The organism is Staphylococcus shinii, assembly GCF_017583065.1.
GTDB classification, from domain to species: domain Bacteria; phylum Bacillota; class Bacilli; order Staphylococcales; family Staphylococcaceae; genus Staphylococcus; species Staphylococcus shinii.
In genome coordinates, this window is record NZ_JAGEVL010000006.1 from 56,648 (window position 1) to 72,858 (window position 16,211).

At 33.0% G+C, this 16,211-nt stretch carries 14 protein-coding genes; 8 read left to right on the plus strand and 6 right to left on the minus strand.

The genetic code is table 11. The annotated features are described in order from the left end of the window. Window positions 1-287 precede the first annotated feature (287 nt). The gene (locus tag J5E45_RS09000; RefSeq protein WP_039068082.1) at window positions 288-1,715 is read left to right on the plus strand and encodes an alkaline phosphatase; all 1,428 of its coding nucleotides are present in this window, start codon (window positions 288-290) and stop codon (window positions 1,713-1,715) included. 226 nt (window positions 1,716-1,941) lie between these two features. Here the strand turns inward: J5E45_RS09000 and J5E45_RS09005 are convergent, their stop codons facing one another. From J5E45_RS09005 to J5E45_RS09030, 6 genes are all read right to left on the minus strand, one after another. Continuing rightward, the gene (locus J5E45_RS09005; protein ID WP_101093829.1) at window positions 1,942-2,817 is read right to left on the minus strand and encodes a MurR/RpiR family transcriptional regulator; all 876 of its coding nucleotides are present in this window, start codon (window positions 2,815-2,817) and stop codon (window positions 1,942-1,944) included. Between the two features lie 2 nt (window positions 2,818-2,819). Further along, window positions 2,820-4,259, minus strand: coding sequence for a PTS transporter subunit EIIC (locus J5E45_RS09010; protein WP_039068078.1), 1,440 nt, complete (start codon window positions 4,257-4,259; stop codon window positions 2,820-2,822). A gap of 73 nt (window positions 4,260-4,332) precedes the next feature. Further along, window positions 4,333-5,220 carry an N-acetylmuramic acid 6-phosphate etherase gene (gene murQ, locus J5E45_RS09015; protein WP_107549486.1) on the minus strand — a complete coding sequence of 296 codons (888 nt, stop codon included), beginning with the start codon at window positions 5,218-5,220 and terminating at the stop codon, window positions 4,333-4,335. After that, window positions 5,217-6,275, minus strand: coding sequence for a MupG family TIM beta-alpha barrel fold protein (locus J5E45_RS09020; protein ID WP_107548481.1), 1,059 nt, complete (start codon window positions 6,273-6,275; stop codon window positions 5,217-5,219). The genes murQ and J5E45_RS09020 overlap by 4 nt, the downstream gene beginning before the upstream one ends. A 98-nt stretch (window positions 6,276-6,373) precedes the next feature. Then, complete coding sequence (locus J5E45_RS09025) at window positions 6,374-6,703, minus strand: hypothetical protein (RefSeq protein ID WP_069792397.1); 330 nt, start codon at window positions 6,701-6,703, stop codon at window positions 6,374-6,376. Window positions 6,704-6,891: 188 nt separating this feature from the next. After that, the gene (locus J5E45_RS09030) at window positions 6,892-7,584 is read right to left on the minus strand and encodes a helix-turn-helix transcriptional regulator (protein WP_039068075.1); all 693 of its coding nucleotides are present in this window, start codon (window positions 7,582-7,584) and stop codon (window positions 6,892-6,894) included. Between the two features lie 455 nt (window positions 7,585-8,039). Here J5E45_RS09030 and J5E45_RS09035 point away from each other — a divergent pair, with 455 nt between their 5' ends. The 7 genes from J5E45_RS09035 (at window position 8,040) to J5E45_RS09065 (ending at window position 16,154) form a co-directional block, all read left to right on the plus strand. Beyond that, window positions 8,040-8,831 carry an inositol monophosphatase family protein gene (locus tag J5E45_RS09035; RefSeq protein WP_039068074.1) on the plus strand — a complete coding sequence of 264 codons (792 nt, stop codon included), beginning with the start codon at window positions 8,040-8,042 and terminating at the stop codon, window positions 8,829-8,831. Between the two features lie 127 nt (window positions 8,832-8,958). Then, window positions 8,959-9,921, plus strand: a complete 963-nt coding sequence (locus J5E45_RS09040) for an LCP family glycopolymer transferase (protein ID WP_237282863.1) — start codon at window positions 8,959-8,961, stop codon at window positions 9,919-9,921. 292 nt (window positions 9,922-10,213) lie between these two features. Beyond that, the gene (gene fdhF / locus J5E45_RS09045) at window positions 10,214-13,168 is read left to right on the plus strand and encodes a formate dehydrogenase subunit alpha (RefSeq protein WP_039068069.1); all 2,955 of its coding nucleotides are present in this window, start codon (window positions 10,214-10,216) and stop codon (window positions 13,166-13,168) included. Further along, on the plus strand, window positions 13,168-13,635 hold the full coding sequence (locus J5E45_RS09050; protein WP_208182085.1) for a helical membrane plugin domain-containing protein: 468 nt from the start codon (window positions 13,168-13,170) through the stop codon (window positions 13,633-13,635). The genes fdhF and J5E45_RS09050 overlap by 1 nt, the downstream gene beginning before the upstream one ends. A gap of 310 nt (window positions 13,636-13,945) precedes the next feature. Then, on the plus strand, window positions 13,946-14,179 hold the full coding sequence (locus J5E45_RS09055) for a hypothetical protein (RefSeq protein ID WP_039068066.1): 234 nt from the start codon (window positions 13,946-13,948) through the stop codon (window positions 14,177-14,179). Between the two features lie 28 nt (window positions 14,180-14,207). Beyond that, a complete protein-coding gene (locus J5E45_RS09060) occupies window positions 14,208-14,984 on the plus strand; it encodes an N-acetylglucosaminidase (protein WP_039068065.1) in 777 nt (258 codons plus the stop codon). Between the two features lie 45 nt (window positions 14,985-15,029). Further along, window positions 15,030-16,154 carry an FAD-dependent monooxygenase gene (locus J5E45_RS09065; protein ID WP_208182086.1) on the plus strand — a complete coding sequence of 375 codons (1,125 nt, stop codon included), beginning with the start codon at window positions 15,030-15,032 and terminating at the stop codon, window positions 16,152-16,154. Window positions 16,155-16,211: the final 57 nt, after the last annotated feature.

Here is a 16,211-nt window from a genome sequence, read left to right on the forward strand (position 1 = left end):
ATGAAATCTTTTTAAATTAATTAGATTTCTGTCTCACTCCTTGTCTTTTTATGTCATTTAGTCTCCTTGTTGAGAAAGTATTGATACAACGAAATTGTTTAGCAAATAAAGGATGTCTGTCTTGTTATTATTTTTAATTATTATCAGTATGTGAGGTTTGGCTCGTTGAATACATAACTTTATCTTTAATTTACATAAAATTTACTGCGTTAAAACAATTACTCAAAACTTCTGCACTACACTTAAAGTGTAGGTCTATAATACATATTTAAAGGAGTTATTACTTTATGAAAATTTTTAACAAATTAGCAACTGTTTCTGTGGCAAGTGCAATTATTATGGGTTCTGTGTTGGGGAGTGCGCAGTCAACCTATGCCTCGGGTGGAGGAGATACGTCAAAAGAAAATGATGTTTCATATATGGGGAATACAAAAAATCCAAAAAATGTAATATTTTTAGTTGGGGATGGTATGGGTCCTTCATACAATTCTGCTTATCGTTATTTTGCTGATAATCCAGAAACAAAAGAAATGGAAAAGACTGCTTTTGATAAATATTTAGTAGGTAATCAACGTACAAATCCTAGTGATCCAAAAGAAAATGTAACTGATTCTGCGGCTGGGGCAACAGCGTTTAGTTCTGGTCATAAAAGTTATAATGGGGCAATTGGTTTAGATGACAATAAGCAAAAGGTAAAAACTGTATTAGAGCAAGCTAAGGAAAATGGAAAGTCGACTGGACTAGTGTCTACTGCAGAATTGACTGATGCAACACCAGCAGCATACGCGGCACATGTTGATAGCCGTGATAAAAAAGATGAAATTGCTAAACAATTCTATAACGATAAAATTAATGGTGAGCATAAAGTAGATGTCTTACTAGGTGGTGGAGCAGAATATTTTGGCAAAGAAAATGGTAATCTAGTAGATAAATTTAAAAAAGACGGTTATGATGTTGTCGATAATAAAACAGATATGCAAAAGTCCACGAACAAACAAATCCTAGGGCTTTTTGCTGATAACGATATGCCATTGCAAATTGACGCACCAGATAAAAATCCTAAACTTCTAGATATGGCAGATACAGCAGTAAATAAATTACAACAAAATGATAAAGGCTTTTTCTTAATGATAGAAGGTGCATCTATTGATAAGGCTGGGCACCCAAACGATATAACAGGTGTAATGTCTGAAATGAATGGTTTCGAAAAAACATTTGAATTTGCAACAAATTATGCGAAATCAAATCCTGATACATTAGTAGTTGCAACAGCTGATCACTCAACGGGTGGTTTATCTATTGCTAAAGGTAAAGATTATGTGTGGAATCCAGAAGCAATTCAATCTATGAAACACTCAGGAATGTATATGACCAAAGAGATTGCTAAAGGTAAAGATCCACAGAAAGTAATTCAAGAGGGTTATGGCTTTGATGTTGAGCAAGCACAAATTGATAAAGTTAAAGATGAAGCAACAAAACTTAATAAGTTAGATAAAGAATCGGATGAGTATAAAGAACAAATGCAAAAAGTACAAGACGCAGTACAAAAGCCAATTAATGATAAATCACATACTGGTTGGACGACATATGGTCATACTGGTGAAGACGTAAACACTTATGCATACGGACCTGGTAGTGAGCAATTTAGAGGAAATATTGATAACACGGATAATGCGAACAATATCTTTGATTTCTTCAAAAATGAACAAAACTAATTGAATCAAATGAAATTGGTATAAAATCAGTGAGAAAATTATAAATAATGACAAATAAGAAAGAAGTGAGTTTGATAAATCACATAAAACATTGATTTATCTCTCGCTTCTTTCTTTATTTGGTGGTTAAAAATTATATGAGCTAAAATTTCTAATTCATATACCTATTGTAAAAAGATACAACCTACCTAGCAATGTAAAAATCGTTTGATAGGTAGGTTGTATTTTAATGTTTGAAATGAATATTTGATAAATGCTTTCGATAATTGTCTAAAGCCATTTTAGATTGCGTAATAGCATCTAATGAATCATTGTAATTTAGTGCGATGTAACGGTAATATAAAATATCGACTGTGAACAATTGAGCAAATAAAGATGTTGTTGCAGCCATACGTAATTCATTTTCATCCGTTTGCCCATATATCAACGTATAATCTGATATTTTTGCAATATGATTATCATTTGAACTTGAAATAGTAATTATAGGAATTTGATAATCTGTTGCTACTTTTGCCATGGATTGCATTTCACTATGGCTACCTTGATTTGTTACGAATATAATACAATCACGTTCATCATGTGTAGCGAGTGTAGACATAAACAAATGAGTTTCTTGTAAAAGCCTTACATTTAACCCAATTCTAGATAACTTTTGAAATAGGTCTGTAACAATTACAAGTGAAGCGCCATAACCAAATAGAAAAATTGTACGAGCGCTTTGCATTTTTTCGCATATCATATCAATAATTTCATTATCAATATGGTTTGACACAAAGTTCATAGTGTTTGTAGCACGAGACAACATTTTAGACTTCAATACATCTACTGTTTCATTATCCATTAATTCAAGATGATTGTTGTTTAATGTTTCTTCAGGTAAGTAGCGAGAGATAGCTATTTTTAGTTCTTGAAATCCTTTTTCAGTCATTTTCTTACTGAATCTAACAATAGAAGCGGTACTTGTATTTATTTCATTAGATAAATCTTGAACAGACATATTGATAATTTTGTGTGGTGTATTCAAAATATAATCTGCAATTTTTTTCTCACTTTTAGTTAATTCCGTGTATTGTCGATCAATTTTATATAGTACGTTGGTCATAGTTAATCACCTAGAGTATCAGTTTCTCGCATAGCTTTTGTTGTACCAAAGAAATAAGTGAATAAGAAACCACCGGCATATGCTGCGAGTAATCCGGCTATATAGCCTAAGTACATATGGTCCGAAATCAATGGTAATAATGAGATACCACTTGGGCCAATTGCGGTTGCACCTATGTGCCCAATGCCTCCGATAACAGCGCCTCCGATACCGCCACCAATACATGCTGTAATGAAAGGTTTCCCTAAAGGTAGAGTAACACCATATATAAGTGGTTCACCAATACCTAAGAATCCAACAGGTAGGGCACCTTTAAGTGTATCTCTAAGTGTGGTGTTTTTACTACATCTTACCCATAATGCTAAAGCAGCTCCGACTTGTCCAGCACCTGCCATCGCAGCGATTGGTAGCAAATAAGTTGCACCAGTTTGGTTAATCATCTCAATATGAATTGGTGTAAACATATGGTGTAATCCTAACATAACTAGTGGTAGGAAAAATGCACCAATAATAAATCCACTAAAGACGCCACCAACATCGATAATTGCATTTATTACTGAAACAAGGCCATCTGAAACGAAACCAGCTAAAGGCATAAAGATAAAGATTGTTAAAAGGCCTATAATAAACAAAGTAATTGTTGGCGTAACGATAATATCTACGGCATTTGGAACAATTTTATGTAATCGTTTTTCGACGATACTAAGGAGCCATACTGCAAAAATAACGCCGATTATACCACCTTGACCAGCTTGTAACGGTTCGCCTGTGAAAATGTTTGTAATCATATTTTCATCAGTTAGACCCGTTAATAATGTTGTACCACCAATAACACCACCTAAACCTGGCGTAGCGCCAAATTCTTTAGCAGCGTTAATACCTGTAAAGATTGCTAAATAGGCTAGCATACCATCTTTAATAACATTAAAAACGGTGACGAGTTGCGTTACCCACTCGCCAGAAATCTGACCAGCTGCTAAAAGGTTACTTAATACAGCTGCGATACCGCCAATTAAACCTGCCCCAATAAATGCAGGAATAAGAGGGATAAAGATATTAGCGATTGTTTTTAGTAATTTATTAAATTTACCACGTTGCTGTTTGCTTTGAATAGAAGATTTATTTTCTTTGGCTTTTGCTTCGGCATCTGCCCGATAATTTTTACTGTTATGAGGAATCGTTTCACCTAAACGTACACCACTTAACTCAGACATATGAGAAGCTACTTTATTGACTGTTCCAGGACCCACAACAACTTGTACTCGGTCGTCTTTTACGACACCCATAACTCCTTTAATGGCTTTTAGATTTTCATAGTCAATCTTATCTTCATCTAATACTTTTATTCTAACGCGAGTCATACAATTAATAACATTATCCATATTATCAAGTCCGCCTACAGCGTCTATGATATTTTCAGCAAGTAATTGCTCTTTTGTCATAAAATGACCTCCTTTTCTGTCATTAAAAATTTATGAAATGTGTAAATAAATGACAGTTGTATTTAAAAAATATTTAGTCTTTAATGGCTTTTTTGATAATATTGTCGTTGCGTTGTAAACGTTTTGAAGCTTCCGATTTTGATATATTACATAGGTGCATGACAACCGCTACTTTTAAATTTTGATCTGAATCTTTATATAATTTTTGTGATTGTTCATAAGAAATATCACAAATATCTTGAATGATACGAATAGAGCGATCAATTAATTTTTGATTTGTTGCTTTAACATCAACCATAAGGTTATCGTACACTTTGCCAACACCAACCATTGTGATAGTAGATATCATGTTCAGTATTAATTTTTGAGCAGTGCCTGATTTTAATCTAGTAGAACCAGTCAATACTTCTGGTCCAACATTAACTTCAATAGGGAATTGTGCTAATTTGCTAATTTGAGTGTTCACATTGCAAGAAATTGCTACAGTATATGAACCAATTTGAGTTGCATATTTTAGTCCACCTTTGACGTAAGGTGTACTACCGCTTGCAGCAATGCCAATGACAACATCTTTTTCAGAAACATGGATATGTTGTAAATCTTCTTGTGCCAGTGCTTCATCATCTTCAGCACCTTCAACAGCAACGGTCATCGCGCGTTGTCCACCAGCGATTAATCCAATGACCTCATTTGTATCCGTATTAAATGTCGGTACACACTCTGCTGCGTCTAGCACGCCTAATCGACCACTTGTGCCTGCGCCCATATAGATAATACGACCACCTTGTTTAAATTGTTGTGTAGTAATTTCTATTACTTTTGTTAGCTCAGGCAAGATAACTTTTATTTGCTCTGCTACTTTTTGGTCTTCGGCATTCATTGTTTCTAAAGCTTGCTGAATAGTCATTTCATCTAAATGCATTGTTGCTTCATTCCTTGATTCAGTTATTGACTTGTTCATAATTTTAACTCCTTACCAATTATAGTGAATTCAAATGAATCATTAGGTCGCATACAGTTGATGAGTGGTATGTCGTCGGTGTCAATCTGCGCTACAACGTTGACGTTTTTGTGAGATGGTAATACTTTTTTGATGATTTGTAGCTCACCTTGATAACGCCCGTTATGTTTATTGTCTAAAGTAATGGAGCCGCGTGTTCTTTCAGATATCAATAATGGCTGTATGTCAGTTTTACAGTAATTACGGGCCTCTTGAGATCTTATTAAATTGCCTGGATTGTCGGAACGCACCGTGTGTGGCTTTAGTAATATCTCTTCAGCTTGTGAATCACATAATATTATGGATAAACTAAAATGTCTTTGTGTTAAAAATGAGATAAGTTGTCGTGAGCATTGATTATTCAAACGCGGATCCCCAATCATAATATGCTGAGTATTTAAGTCTTGAAGTAACTGGGCGCTTTCAATTGTATGCATATACCTTGTATTTTCTATTGTCGGTAAGCCTTTGAAAAGGGGTCCACGAAGTGTTGTGCCTACGATAAAACCATAAATATTAGCCTGTGGATTATATGATAAAATTAAATCATTTTGTGATTTAACAAATTGGGTTTCTAACCCTGTGTCTGGTCGAGGGTAATAGTTATGACAATAGCATAAGTAATCAAAATGTTTCATGTGTTGATATAAATGTTGAAGTAAATGATTTGAAACGATACTAGCATTTAGACAACATTGAAAATCATTGCTTATAATTTCATTTATTATTTCAATTGAAGTGCTGTGGTCAATTCGAATTATAAATTGTGCAGATTCATATTGCTTTAAAAATTCATAAAAATGATGATCCAGCAACGAAGGATTGATATCAATCATATAGTTCAGCTGATCGTTTGATAAAAATTCTAAAAGTTCTCCCAAATAGCGATATTTAGTGTCCTCATTTTCCTCAGGTATTTGAACTGAAGTAAAAATCGTTTTGTACCCTAGATCGACCATGCGCCTAATATACGACTTATCGATGGGTTGGCCGAGATAAATAGAAAAGCCATGCATCAGTTATCACTCCTTAATTACTGTAATCGTTTTCATTGTACAATACATGAAAAACTATTACAATTTCATTTTCAATAAAACAATTAAGTGAAATTTTATTACAAAACAGCGGAGAGTAATTTTAGTATTTTAAGTAGGCGTTCTTGAACTGTTTCAATGTGCTTGAGCGTATTGCCAATTGTAAATTCATCCATTGGATCTTCTATTTGATTAGATAAAAAGTTGAAATAGTTATAATGAAAAAGGGAATTATGATGCAAGTTATTTTGGATAAAATCGTTGTAATCATGTTCGATGTAAGTATGTAAGTCTTGTTGAAATTTTAATTTATCTCTATGATCGGTCATAATGCCATATTTATATAATTCGATTAAGTTTAATAATTTTGTTATACGTTGCTTGAGATTGTGTAATTCTAGGTGATACATAAAAACATCCTTTCGTAATTTATGAAATTAATTTAAATAGATATTAAATCCTAGCTAAATAATGATGTGGTTAAACTGTATAGAAGATGCTAAGTGGGATATAGAAGAGTTTGTGACATTTTCTCAATTTATATAATGAAAAGTGTAATTCGTCACGACAACAGAAAATTAAAAAATCCAACTGGTTGTTATGACTCAGTTGGATTTAAAAATTGTTGATAATTATTTATATTTATATCTTGCGTTTTAATCGTTTTTTCAAATGAATACGAAATATCGTGGATATCAACAATTGGAATTTCATTTGTTTTACCGAGTCCAATTTCAAAGATAATTGCTTTCCATAATCCTTCATCACATAAGAGGCCAATAAAAATGACATTTTCTGTTACAACTTGATTGTTGTTGTAAAATTCCATCGCCATTACATTTCTTTCGGTACTATATATGAGCACATCAGAAAAGATAGGTGGTAAGTTTGTGTGTTGTTGTTTGTCAAATTTAATATAACGATCTAGTTTTTTTAGCGTGCGTCTCATTTTAGTATAGGGTAAGTTGAGACATTTTTTAATAATAGCATTAATTTCTTCTCTGTATGGAAGTGTTGTATATGATTGACTTTCATTGAGTACCAAGAACAAAGCTGATAATTGGTTCTCAGTCAACTCAATCTCATAACTATTGGGTGTTTCTTGTAGTTGATAGCCGCCAAGTTTACCATGTTTTGCTAGTATTTTGACACCTTGGTCTTCTAAATCTTGAATATCTCTTAAAATCGTACGCTTTGACACATTTAAATTTGAAGCTAACTCTGATGCTGTAATTTGTTTATTCTCTTGAATGGCTAGAACAAGCTTATTTTGTCTTTCGCGTTTATTCATTAGAAAGTCACCTCCCGAATGATTACATATTACATTTAGTATAGCATAAAAGTGACAATGACGACATTTAGAAAATAAATTTTTAAAAATTTAAAGAAAACGCTTACATATTAACGAAGATTATGTTAATATGAATTTAGTAACAAGGGGATAGCGAGTAGATGACAAAGGGGTAGGCTATTACATAATAGTTTTGTTAACATCTATTCGTACGAGTTACTAATCAAACATCTTCAATATTTATTACTTACTTTCCTTTCTATTTAACCGGCTAGCATCGCTAGTCGGTTTTATTTATGTGATGTAAGAGTATCAAAAAGCTACATATTTATATACAGGAGTTTTCAAAGTTAGGGGGCTATCATATATTTCTTTGATAATTCTATGATAGAATATAACAAATTATACATAATGATTATTTATTAAACATACTATTTAAAAGAGGTGTACAACATATGGAAAAAGCACAATTAAATTACATAGATGATTCAGTAATAGCTTGGTTAGAAACTTTAGATGATATTATCCCTAGCCTTATAAAAGAAATGGTGACAAGCACAAAACAAAATAGATTTGATTTAGTAACAAACGTTGATAAATCGATTCAACAAAAATTCGAGCAATTTTTAGCTCAACATTTTCCAGAGCACCAATTATTTGCTGAAGAAAAGTCTAATGTTGATATCAATGCGAGACAAGGGCATGTATGGATAATGGATCCTATAGATGGCACGACAAATTTAGTTAAACAACAAGAAGATTATTGTATTATTTTAGGTTACTTTGTTGATGGAGAACCAGTGTTATCTTATATCTATGATTATCCACATAGAAAATTATATAAAGCAATTAAAGGATACGGTGCTTATGTAAATGGCGAGCCAATATTAGAACCAGAACCAATAGATTTACAAGAAGCAATTATTTCATTTAATTCATTGGTGATTAATGATGAAACTATTCATGATTTACAGGATGGATCCTTTGGCTACCGTTGTATTGGTTCATGTGGTCTAGATTCAATTCGTGTTATTAAAGGACAATTTGGTGCTCATATAAATACAAATCCTAAACCATGGGATATTGCAGCTCAATTCTTATTTTCAAGTGAACTCGGGTTGAAAATGACAACATTGGATAACACAGCGTTAGATTTTGCTAAGGCAGGTCCATTTATAATTAGTAACCCCGCATGCCATGAAGCAGTATTAGCAATTTTGAATTCGGGTAAGGGCTATAAGAAATAAAGAAAGTGATTTACTATATTAATATTTTATTTAATAAATAATAGGTCTTAAGAACTATGTCATCTAAAAAATAATACTATATAATGTATTATTAAATAGAGTAGAAAATTGAATATGGAAATGGAGCATGATAAGAGTGAATCGTTCTGAGAAGAATAGAAAAATGGGATTACCTGCTAAAATATTTTTATGGTTTTTGGGAATATTAGTTTTATTTGCCTTACTAGCAGTGATTTACCTAGGTTTCAAAATATTTTCTGTCGGAGGGTCAATACATAACCCGTTAGATAGAGACAAATCGGCATTGAGAGATAAAAATGTGAACTTAGATAATGGTGATCCATTTAATATAGCATTATTTGGTGTAGATTCAGATGCTAAAAGAGATGCAAATGGAGGCGGGCAACGTAGTGATACGGTGATGGTATTATCGATAAACCCACAAAAGAAAACGACTGAAATTGTAAGTATCCCTAGAGATACACAAGCTGATATCGTTGGTAAAGGTACAACCGAAAAAATTAACCACGCCTATGCATATGGTGGTCCAGATATGGCTGTGAAATCAGTTGAAAAATTATTAAATGTACCAATTGATCATTATGCAACGATAGATATGGATGGTATGAAAGACATGATAGATACTGTTGGCGGTATTTCAGTTACAAGTAATGCTACTTTTTCATATGATGGCTATCAGTTTAATCAAGGCGAAAACAAAAAGATGGATGGCAAAGAAGCTATGGCATTTATAAGAAGCCGTAAAGAAGATGGTGCTGGTGGAGATTTTGGACGACAAGAACGTCAACAATTAGTTATCCAAGGACTTGCGAACAAACTGACAAGTGTAAGTTCGGTTACACACTTTAATTCATTGATGAATCACATCGAAGACAACGTCAAGACAGACCTTTCAATTGGGCAATTAAATAAAGTTAGAAGTAATTATAAAGATGCTAACGACAATGTCAATAGACATCAATTAGAAGGTCAAGGTGGCATACAAGATGATGGACTGTATTACTTTGTTCCGAGTGATAGTTCGTTAAGTGAAATCGAATCAACAATTAAAGATAATTTAGGTATATAATTTATAAAGCTATATGTTTACAGCACCATGTAAACATATAGCTTTTTTATGTGAATTATGACTACTGTAAACGTAATAGTTTCATTTTCCATATTTTTAATTTTGCGCTACATACTAAATAAAGAATAAAAAACAGTGAAATATAATAGAATACCTTAACATTTAATGTAAATACATATACAATGTAAGTAACATTATCTTAAAAAAGTGTGGGGCTTTTTAGATGGAATGTTAACTAACATCTTATGAAGTTTTTACATGGGCAGAATAAATAATAATAGGGGTGAAGATCATGCAAGAACATTTAATTGTCTCTTTAGACGGTAAAGACTATCTTGTAGAACCCGGAACAAATTTACTACAGTTTATTAAATCTCAAGATACTTTTGTTCCGTCGATATGCTATAACGAATCGTTAGGTCCTATACAAACATGTGATACATGTACTGTAGAAATCGATGGGAAAATGCAACGAGCATGTGGCACGACGATAGATAGACCAATGATTGTTAATACGCAAAATGATAAAGTACAAACGAGTCAAAAAGAAGCGCTAGATAGAATTTTAGAAAAGCATATGCTCTATTGTACTGTGTGTGATTATAACAATGGTGATTGTGAAATTCACAATACAATGGACCAATGGGGCTTAGAACACCAAACTTATGAATATAAAGAAAAACCATATGAAAAAGATTATGGTCCGTTTTATCGTTATGATCCAGATCAATGTATTTTATGTGGCCGTTGTGTGGAAGTATGTCAAGACGTTCAAGTAAACGAAACACTTACAATTGATTGGGAACGCCAACAGCCACGAGTAATCTGGGATAATGATACAACGATAAATGATTCATCATGTGTAGGATGTGGACAATGTGCAACAGTATGTCCGTGTAATGCAATGCTAGAAGTGAACATGGAAGGTAACGCAGGTTATATGACAGATTTAGAGCCAGGTTCACTTGCAGCGATGATTGATTTAACTAAGAAGGCAGAGCCTGGTTATGGTCCGTTGTTTGCAGTTTCAGATTCAGAAGCGGCTATGCGTGAAGAGCGTATCGAAAAAACTAAGACAGTATGTACATACTGTGGCGTAGGTTGTTCTTTCGATGTTTGGACAAAAGATAGAGAAGTGTTAAAAGTTCAACCACAACACGAATCACCAGCGAATAAAATTTCTTCTTGTGTTAAAGGGAAATTTGGTTGGGATTATGTTGATTCAGATGAACGTTTAACAAAACCTTTAGTACGTAAAAATGGACAGTTTGAAGAAGTTGAATGGGAAGAAGCTTTAAAAGTTGTTGCGAACAACTTTAACAAAGTGAAAGCATCGCACGGCGCTGACGGTTTAGCATTTATTTCTTCTTCAAAAGCTACAAATGAAGAATCTTATCTCATGCAAAAACTCGCTAGACAAGTTATTGGTACAAATAACGTAGATAACTGTTCACGTTACTGCCAAGCTCCAGCAACTAAAGGATTATTTAGAACTGTAGGACATGGTGGTGACTCAGGTTCTATAGATGATCTTGAGATAGCAGATATGGTTGTATTGATAGGTACAAACACAGCAGAAGCACACCCAGTAATTGCATCTCGTATTAAGCGAGGTCATAAATTATATAACAATACTTTAAATGTCTTTGATATTCGTAAACATGAAATGGCAGAACGTGCCGATAATTTCTATCAACCAAAACCAGGTACAGATTTAGTTTGGCTATCTGCTGTGACAAAATATATCATTGATAACGAATTGCATGATAAGTCATTTATTGATGAATGGGTTAACCATTTTGAAGATTATTATAAATCATTAGCGCCTTATACAATGGAATTTGCAGAAGAAACTACAGGTATTGCTAAAGAAGATTTAATTGATTTCGCGCAACAATTAGCCGATGCCAAGACAGTATCTATTGCGTGGGCGATGGGTGTTACACAACAAGATATAGGTAGTGATACATCCACTGCAATTTCTAATTTATTATTAGCAACAGGTAACTATAGAAAACCAGGTACAGGTGCTTATCCTCTACGTGGACATAACAATGTTCAAGGATGTAGTGACATGGGCAGTATGCCTGATCAATTCCCAGGCTATCAAAAAGTTGTAGACGATGAAATTCGCGCTAAATTTGAAAGGGAATATGGTCAATCTTTACCAAGTGTCCCTGGTAAAGATAATCATCAAATGATGGAAGGCATACATGAAGGTGAAATCGATTCCCTATATTTATATGGTGAAGATACTGGTATTGTAGATTCAAATATCAACTATGTACAAGCAGCATTAGAAAAAGTCGGTTTCTTAGTAGTACAAGATGAATTCTTTACATTTACAGCAACATATGCAGATGTTGTATTACCAGCAAGTCCTTCACTTGAAAAAACTGGAACATTTACAAATACAGAACGTCGTATCCAACGTTTGTACCAAGCTTTAGATACTAAAGGCGATTCTAAACCTGATTGGGAAATTATCCAAGCAGTAGCAAAATCATTAGGCTATGACTGGGGTTACACACATCCAAGTGAAATCATGGATGAAATTGCTAGAGTAACACCACTTTATTCAGGCGTGAATTATGACAGACTTGAAGGTTATAATAGTTTACAATGGCCAGTTGCTGAAGATGGTACAGATGAACCAACATTATATCTTAATGGGTTTAATTTTGAAGATGGGAAGGCTAATTTCTATCCATTGACATTTGATAATTTCTTTAAAGTAAATGAAGAGTATGATTTACATGTTAATAACGGACGTTTATTAGAACATTTCCATGAAGGTAATATGACTTATAAAGTTCCAGGTTTGGAATATAAAATGCCACATGCCTTTGTAGAAATATCTCCTGAACTTGCTAAAGAAAGAGATATTCATGAAGGGGCAGAAATTAAATTGATTTCTGAATCTGGTGAAGCAGAATTAATTGCGCACGTAACAGACAGAGTAAAAGGCAAAGAAATTTATATTCCTTTGAATAATAACGCAATGGTTCATGGTGATAAAGGTGCAATCAACTTATTGACCAATAGTGATGTTGATAAAGACACAGATACGCCGTCATACAAACGCACAAGTTGTCGTATGGAAGTTAAAACACGTAGAGGTAAATCACCATTAAATCCTACAAACTTCCGTGTCAATAAACAACGTCAACCACAGTATAGTGTTCGAGTTCAAGACAAATGGAAACGTGAAGATTATACATTCCCAGGAAGTCAGGTGGATAAATAATGGCTGAAAGAATAACTAATATTAAACGTATGCAAAAGTCCGAAGAAGAACTGAAGCAAGATAGTTTGGCAGAAGTTACAGATGCAATTGTTGCAAATAAAGATAGTATCTTAAAAGCAATTAATATTATCAGCACATTAGATGATGCTAAATTATTAGACGCATTATCCGGTGCAGTTAAAAGTAGAGGCGTTATTGCTAATAAGTTTGCTGTTGAACTCAACAAAGAGCAGTATACAGGGTTAATTTCTAATATGGCTTCACTAGTATTCTTACTTGGCGATTTAAATGTAAATGACCTATCGACAATGCTTAATAAAGTAAATAAAGGTTTAAGCGTTGCAAATAAAGCAAATCCAAATCAAAAAACATCTATTACTAGTTTAATGGGAATTTTGAAAGATGATGAAATGAACCGTAGCTTGACGTATATGCTGAATATGCTAAGAGGTATGTCTAGAGAATAGTTAGTTTGTGATTATAAAATTATATGAAATAAGCGAGGCTAGGATAGTTATTATTGTCCTAGCCTTTGCTATGTTCAAGGTAAGGCGTTAGATTGTATCGATTAATACATATTTAGTTGCTTAAAAATCAAATTATCTGTAGAGAGTGTGATGAAATCAACAGAGGAATTTGAATTTCTTTTGATAGCTTTACTGTTATTGTTTTAAAATGACATATTGAAAGATGATTAAATGTGATACAATTTCTATTATTAGTGTTTTATTTAACTTATTATTTAAGGTTAGGAGTGGAAGACGTATCAATCCGAAAATGATAAAAATCTCAGCTATAATGTCTAATATATTTCTAGTTATCGGTATTGTATTTTTATTAACTTATAATATCTTAATAGCGATGACCATGTTTGTATTATCTTTAGTCATTAGCTTAACTATATTTAACACGTTATTTAGAGATAGAAAAGGTATGAGAATAGCAATTAATGTTTCCTTTGTAATTGTTTTAATTGCTATTGTATTTGCTTATGTTACATTAACAAAATAAAGTGTAGGATAAGGGGTTATTTCACATAATGAATGAAAATCTAAAGCGTAAATTACCGTTGATTTTGGTGGCATTAATTGTATTAATATTTGTTGTTTTATTGGTTATTAATGAAACGGATTTGTTTGATAATCGTAAGACACACACGTTTGATGAAGCGGTTGATAAACAAGTAGGAGCAGGTACATTAAATATGACCGAAAAAGATGGTCAATTTGTTGATGCTTCAAAAAGAGATGTAAAGCAAGCAATGGATGTTAATAATGAAAAAGATAATTTGAATCACATGGATATTTCTGAAAAAGTGCCAATGTCTGAAAAAGAAGTAAATAATATCTTAAAAGACAAAGGCATTTTAAAAAATAAAGGTAAGACGTTTTTAAAAGCGCAAGATGAATATGAAGTAAACGTACTATATTTAATCAGTCATGCGCTTGTAGAAACGGGTAACGGACAATCAGATTTAGCTGAAGGCATTGAAGATGATGGAGAACACTACTATAACTTTTATGGTATAGGAGCATTTGATGAAGATGCTGTGCACACTGGTAGTAGTTTTGCTAAGAAACAGAAGTGGACTTCCCCTGAAAAGGCCATTATGGGTGGGGCTAAATTTGTAAGAAATAATTATTTTGAAAATAAGCAACTTTCGTTATATCAAATGCGTTGGAATCCAGAATCTCCAGGAGAACATCAATATGCCAGTGATATTGAATGGGATGAAAATATCGCAACGTTTATGCAAAGGTACTACAATGATTTAGGTATAAAAAAAGATCATGTAAATAAAGATTATTATTTATAAACAATAACAATAGAGAAGATTAGGGAAAGTTGGAGTGGTTTGAAAATGAAAATAGCTATAGTTGGAGCAGGCATCGGTGGTTTAACCGCAGCAGCTTTATTAAAAGAACAAGGACATGAAATAAAGGTGTTTGAGAAAAATAGAGAAATAGCTGAAGCTGGAGCAGGTATAGGAATCGGTGGTAACGTCATCGATAAATTAGGGAAACATGATTTAGCTAAAGGTATTAAAAATATTGGGCAAATTATAGATGTGATGGAAGTTTTAGACGAGAAAGCTAACGTATTAAGTAAAGCGAAACTTAAAAAGAATACTGTGAATTTAACTATGACAAGACAAGGACTGTTAGATGTTATTAAATCATACGTACCTGACTCTATCATATATACAAATCATAAAGTAAAGCGCGTAGATAGTGGTGCCTTGAAAGTTGAATTACATTTTGCTGAACATCAATCAGAAGCATTTGATTTATGTATTGGTGCGGATGGTTTACATTCTCATATCCGCAGCACAATAGCGCCTAATAGTAAAATATTATATCAAGGTTATACGGTGTTTAGAGGCTTAGTGGAAGATGTAGATATTAAACCGGACAACATTGCCAAAGAATATTGGTCATCTAAAGGAAGAGTAGGAATCGTCCCATTATTGAATAATAAAGCATATTGGTTTATTTCAATTAATGCTAAAACACAAGATGCTAGATTGAAGTCTTATGGTAAGCCTCATCTGCAAGCTAGATTTAATCATTTTCCTAATGAAGTTAGACAGATTTTAGACAAACAAAGTGAAACAGAAATTTTATTACATGATATGTATGATTTACAACCTTTGAAAACATTCGTTTATCAACGTGTGATACTATTAGGCGATGCAGCGCATGCAACTACGCCAAACATGGGACAAGGTGCAGGACAAGCGATGGAAGATGCTATTGTACTTGCAAATTGTTTGGGGGCGTACCCATTTGAAGAGGCACTTCAAAAATATGATAAATTACGTGTTAAACATACAAAGAAAGTAATCAAAAAGTCTAGAAAAATAGGTAAATTAGCACAACTAAGTAATAGACCATTAATTGCTTTGCGCAATAAAATTGCTAAATTAATACCCAATCAATTGGTGTCTAGACAAACGAAATTTTTATATAAAGCAAAAAGCAAATAAAATATTGTAATAAATAATAAGAACCTAGAAATACGTTTGATTTACAAAACGTGTCTC

Coding starts and splice junctions, on each gene's coding strand:
- J5E45_RS09000 (WP_039068082.1), top strand. CDS start 288: ATGAAAATTTTTAACAAATTAGCAACTGTTTCTGTGGCAAGTGCAATT.
- J5E45_RS09005 (WP_101093829.1), bottom strand. CDS start 2,817: ATGACCAACGTACTATATAAAATTGATCGACAATACACGGAATTAACT.
- J5E45_RS09010 (WP_039068078.1), bottom strand. CDS start 4,259: ATGACAAAAGAGCAATTACTTGCTGAAAATATCATAGACGCTGTAGGC.
- murQ (WP_107549486.1), bottom strand. CDS start 5,220: ATGAACAAGTCAATAACTGAATCAAGGAATGAAGCAACAATGCATTTA.
- J5E45_RS09020 (WP_107548481.1), bottom strand. CDS start 6,275: ATGCATGGCTTTTCTATTTATCTCGGCCAACCCATCGATAAGTCGTAT.
- J5E45_RS09025 (WP_069792397.1), bottom strand. CDS start 6,703: ATGTATCACCTAGAATTACACAATCTCAAGCAACGTATAACAAAATTA.
- J5E45_RS09030 (WP_039068075.1), bottom strand. CDS start 7,584: ATGAATAAACGCGAAAGACAAAATAAGCTTGTTCTAGCCATTCAAGAG.
- J5E45_RS09035 (WP_039068074.1), top strand. CDS start 8,040: ATGGAAAAAGCACAATTAAATTACATAGATGATTCAGTAATAGCTTGG.
- J5E45_RS09040 (WP_237282863.1), top strand. CDS start 8,959: ATGATAAGAGTGAATCGTTCTGAGAAGAATAGAAAAATGGGATTACCT.
- fdhF (WP_039068069.1), top strand. CDS start 10,214: ATGCAAGAACATTTAATTGTCTCTTTAGACGGTAAAGACTATCTTGTA.
- J5E45_RS09050 (WP_208182085.1), top strand. CDS start 13,168: ATGGCTGAAAGAATAACTAATATTAAACGTATGCAAAAGTCCGAAGAA.
- J5E45_RS09055 (WP_039068066.1), top strand. CDS start 13,946: ATGATAAAAATCTCAGCTATAATGTCTAATATATTTCTAGTTATCGGT.
- J5E45_RS09060 (WP_039068065.1), top strand. CDS start 14,208: ATGAATGAAAATCTAAAGCGTAAATTACCGTTGATTTTGGTGGCATTA.
- J5E45_RS09065 (WP_208182086.1), top strand. CDS start 15,030: ATGAAAATAGCTATAGTTGGAGCAGGCATCGGTGGTTTAACCGCAGCA.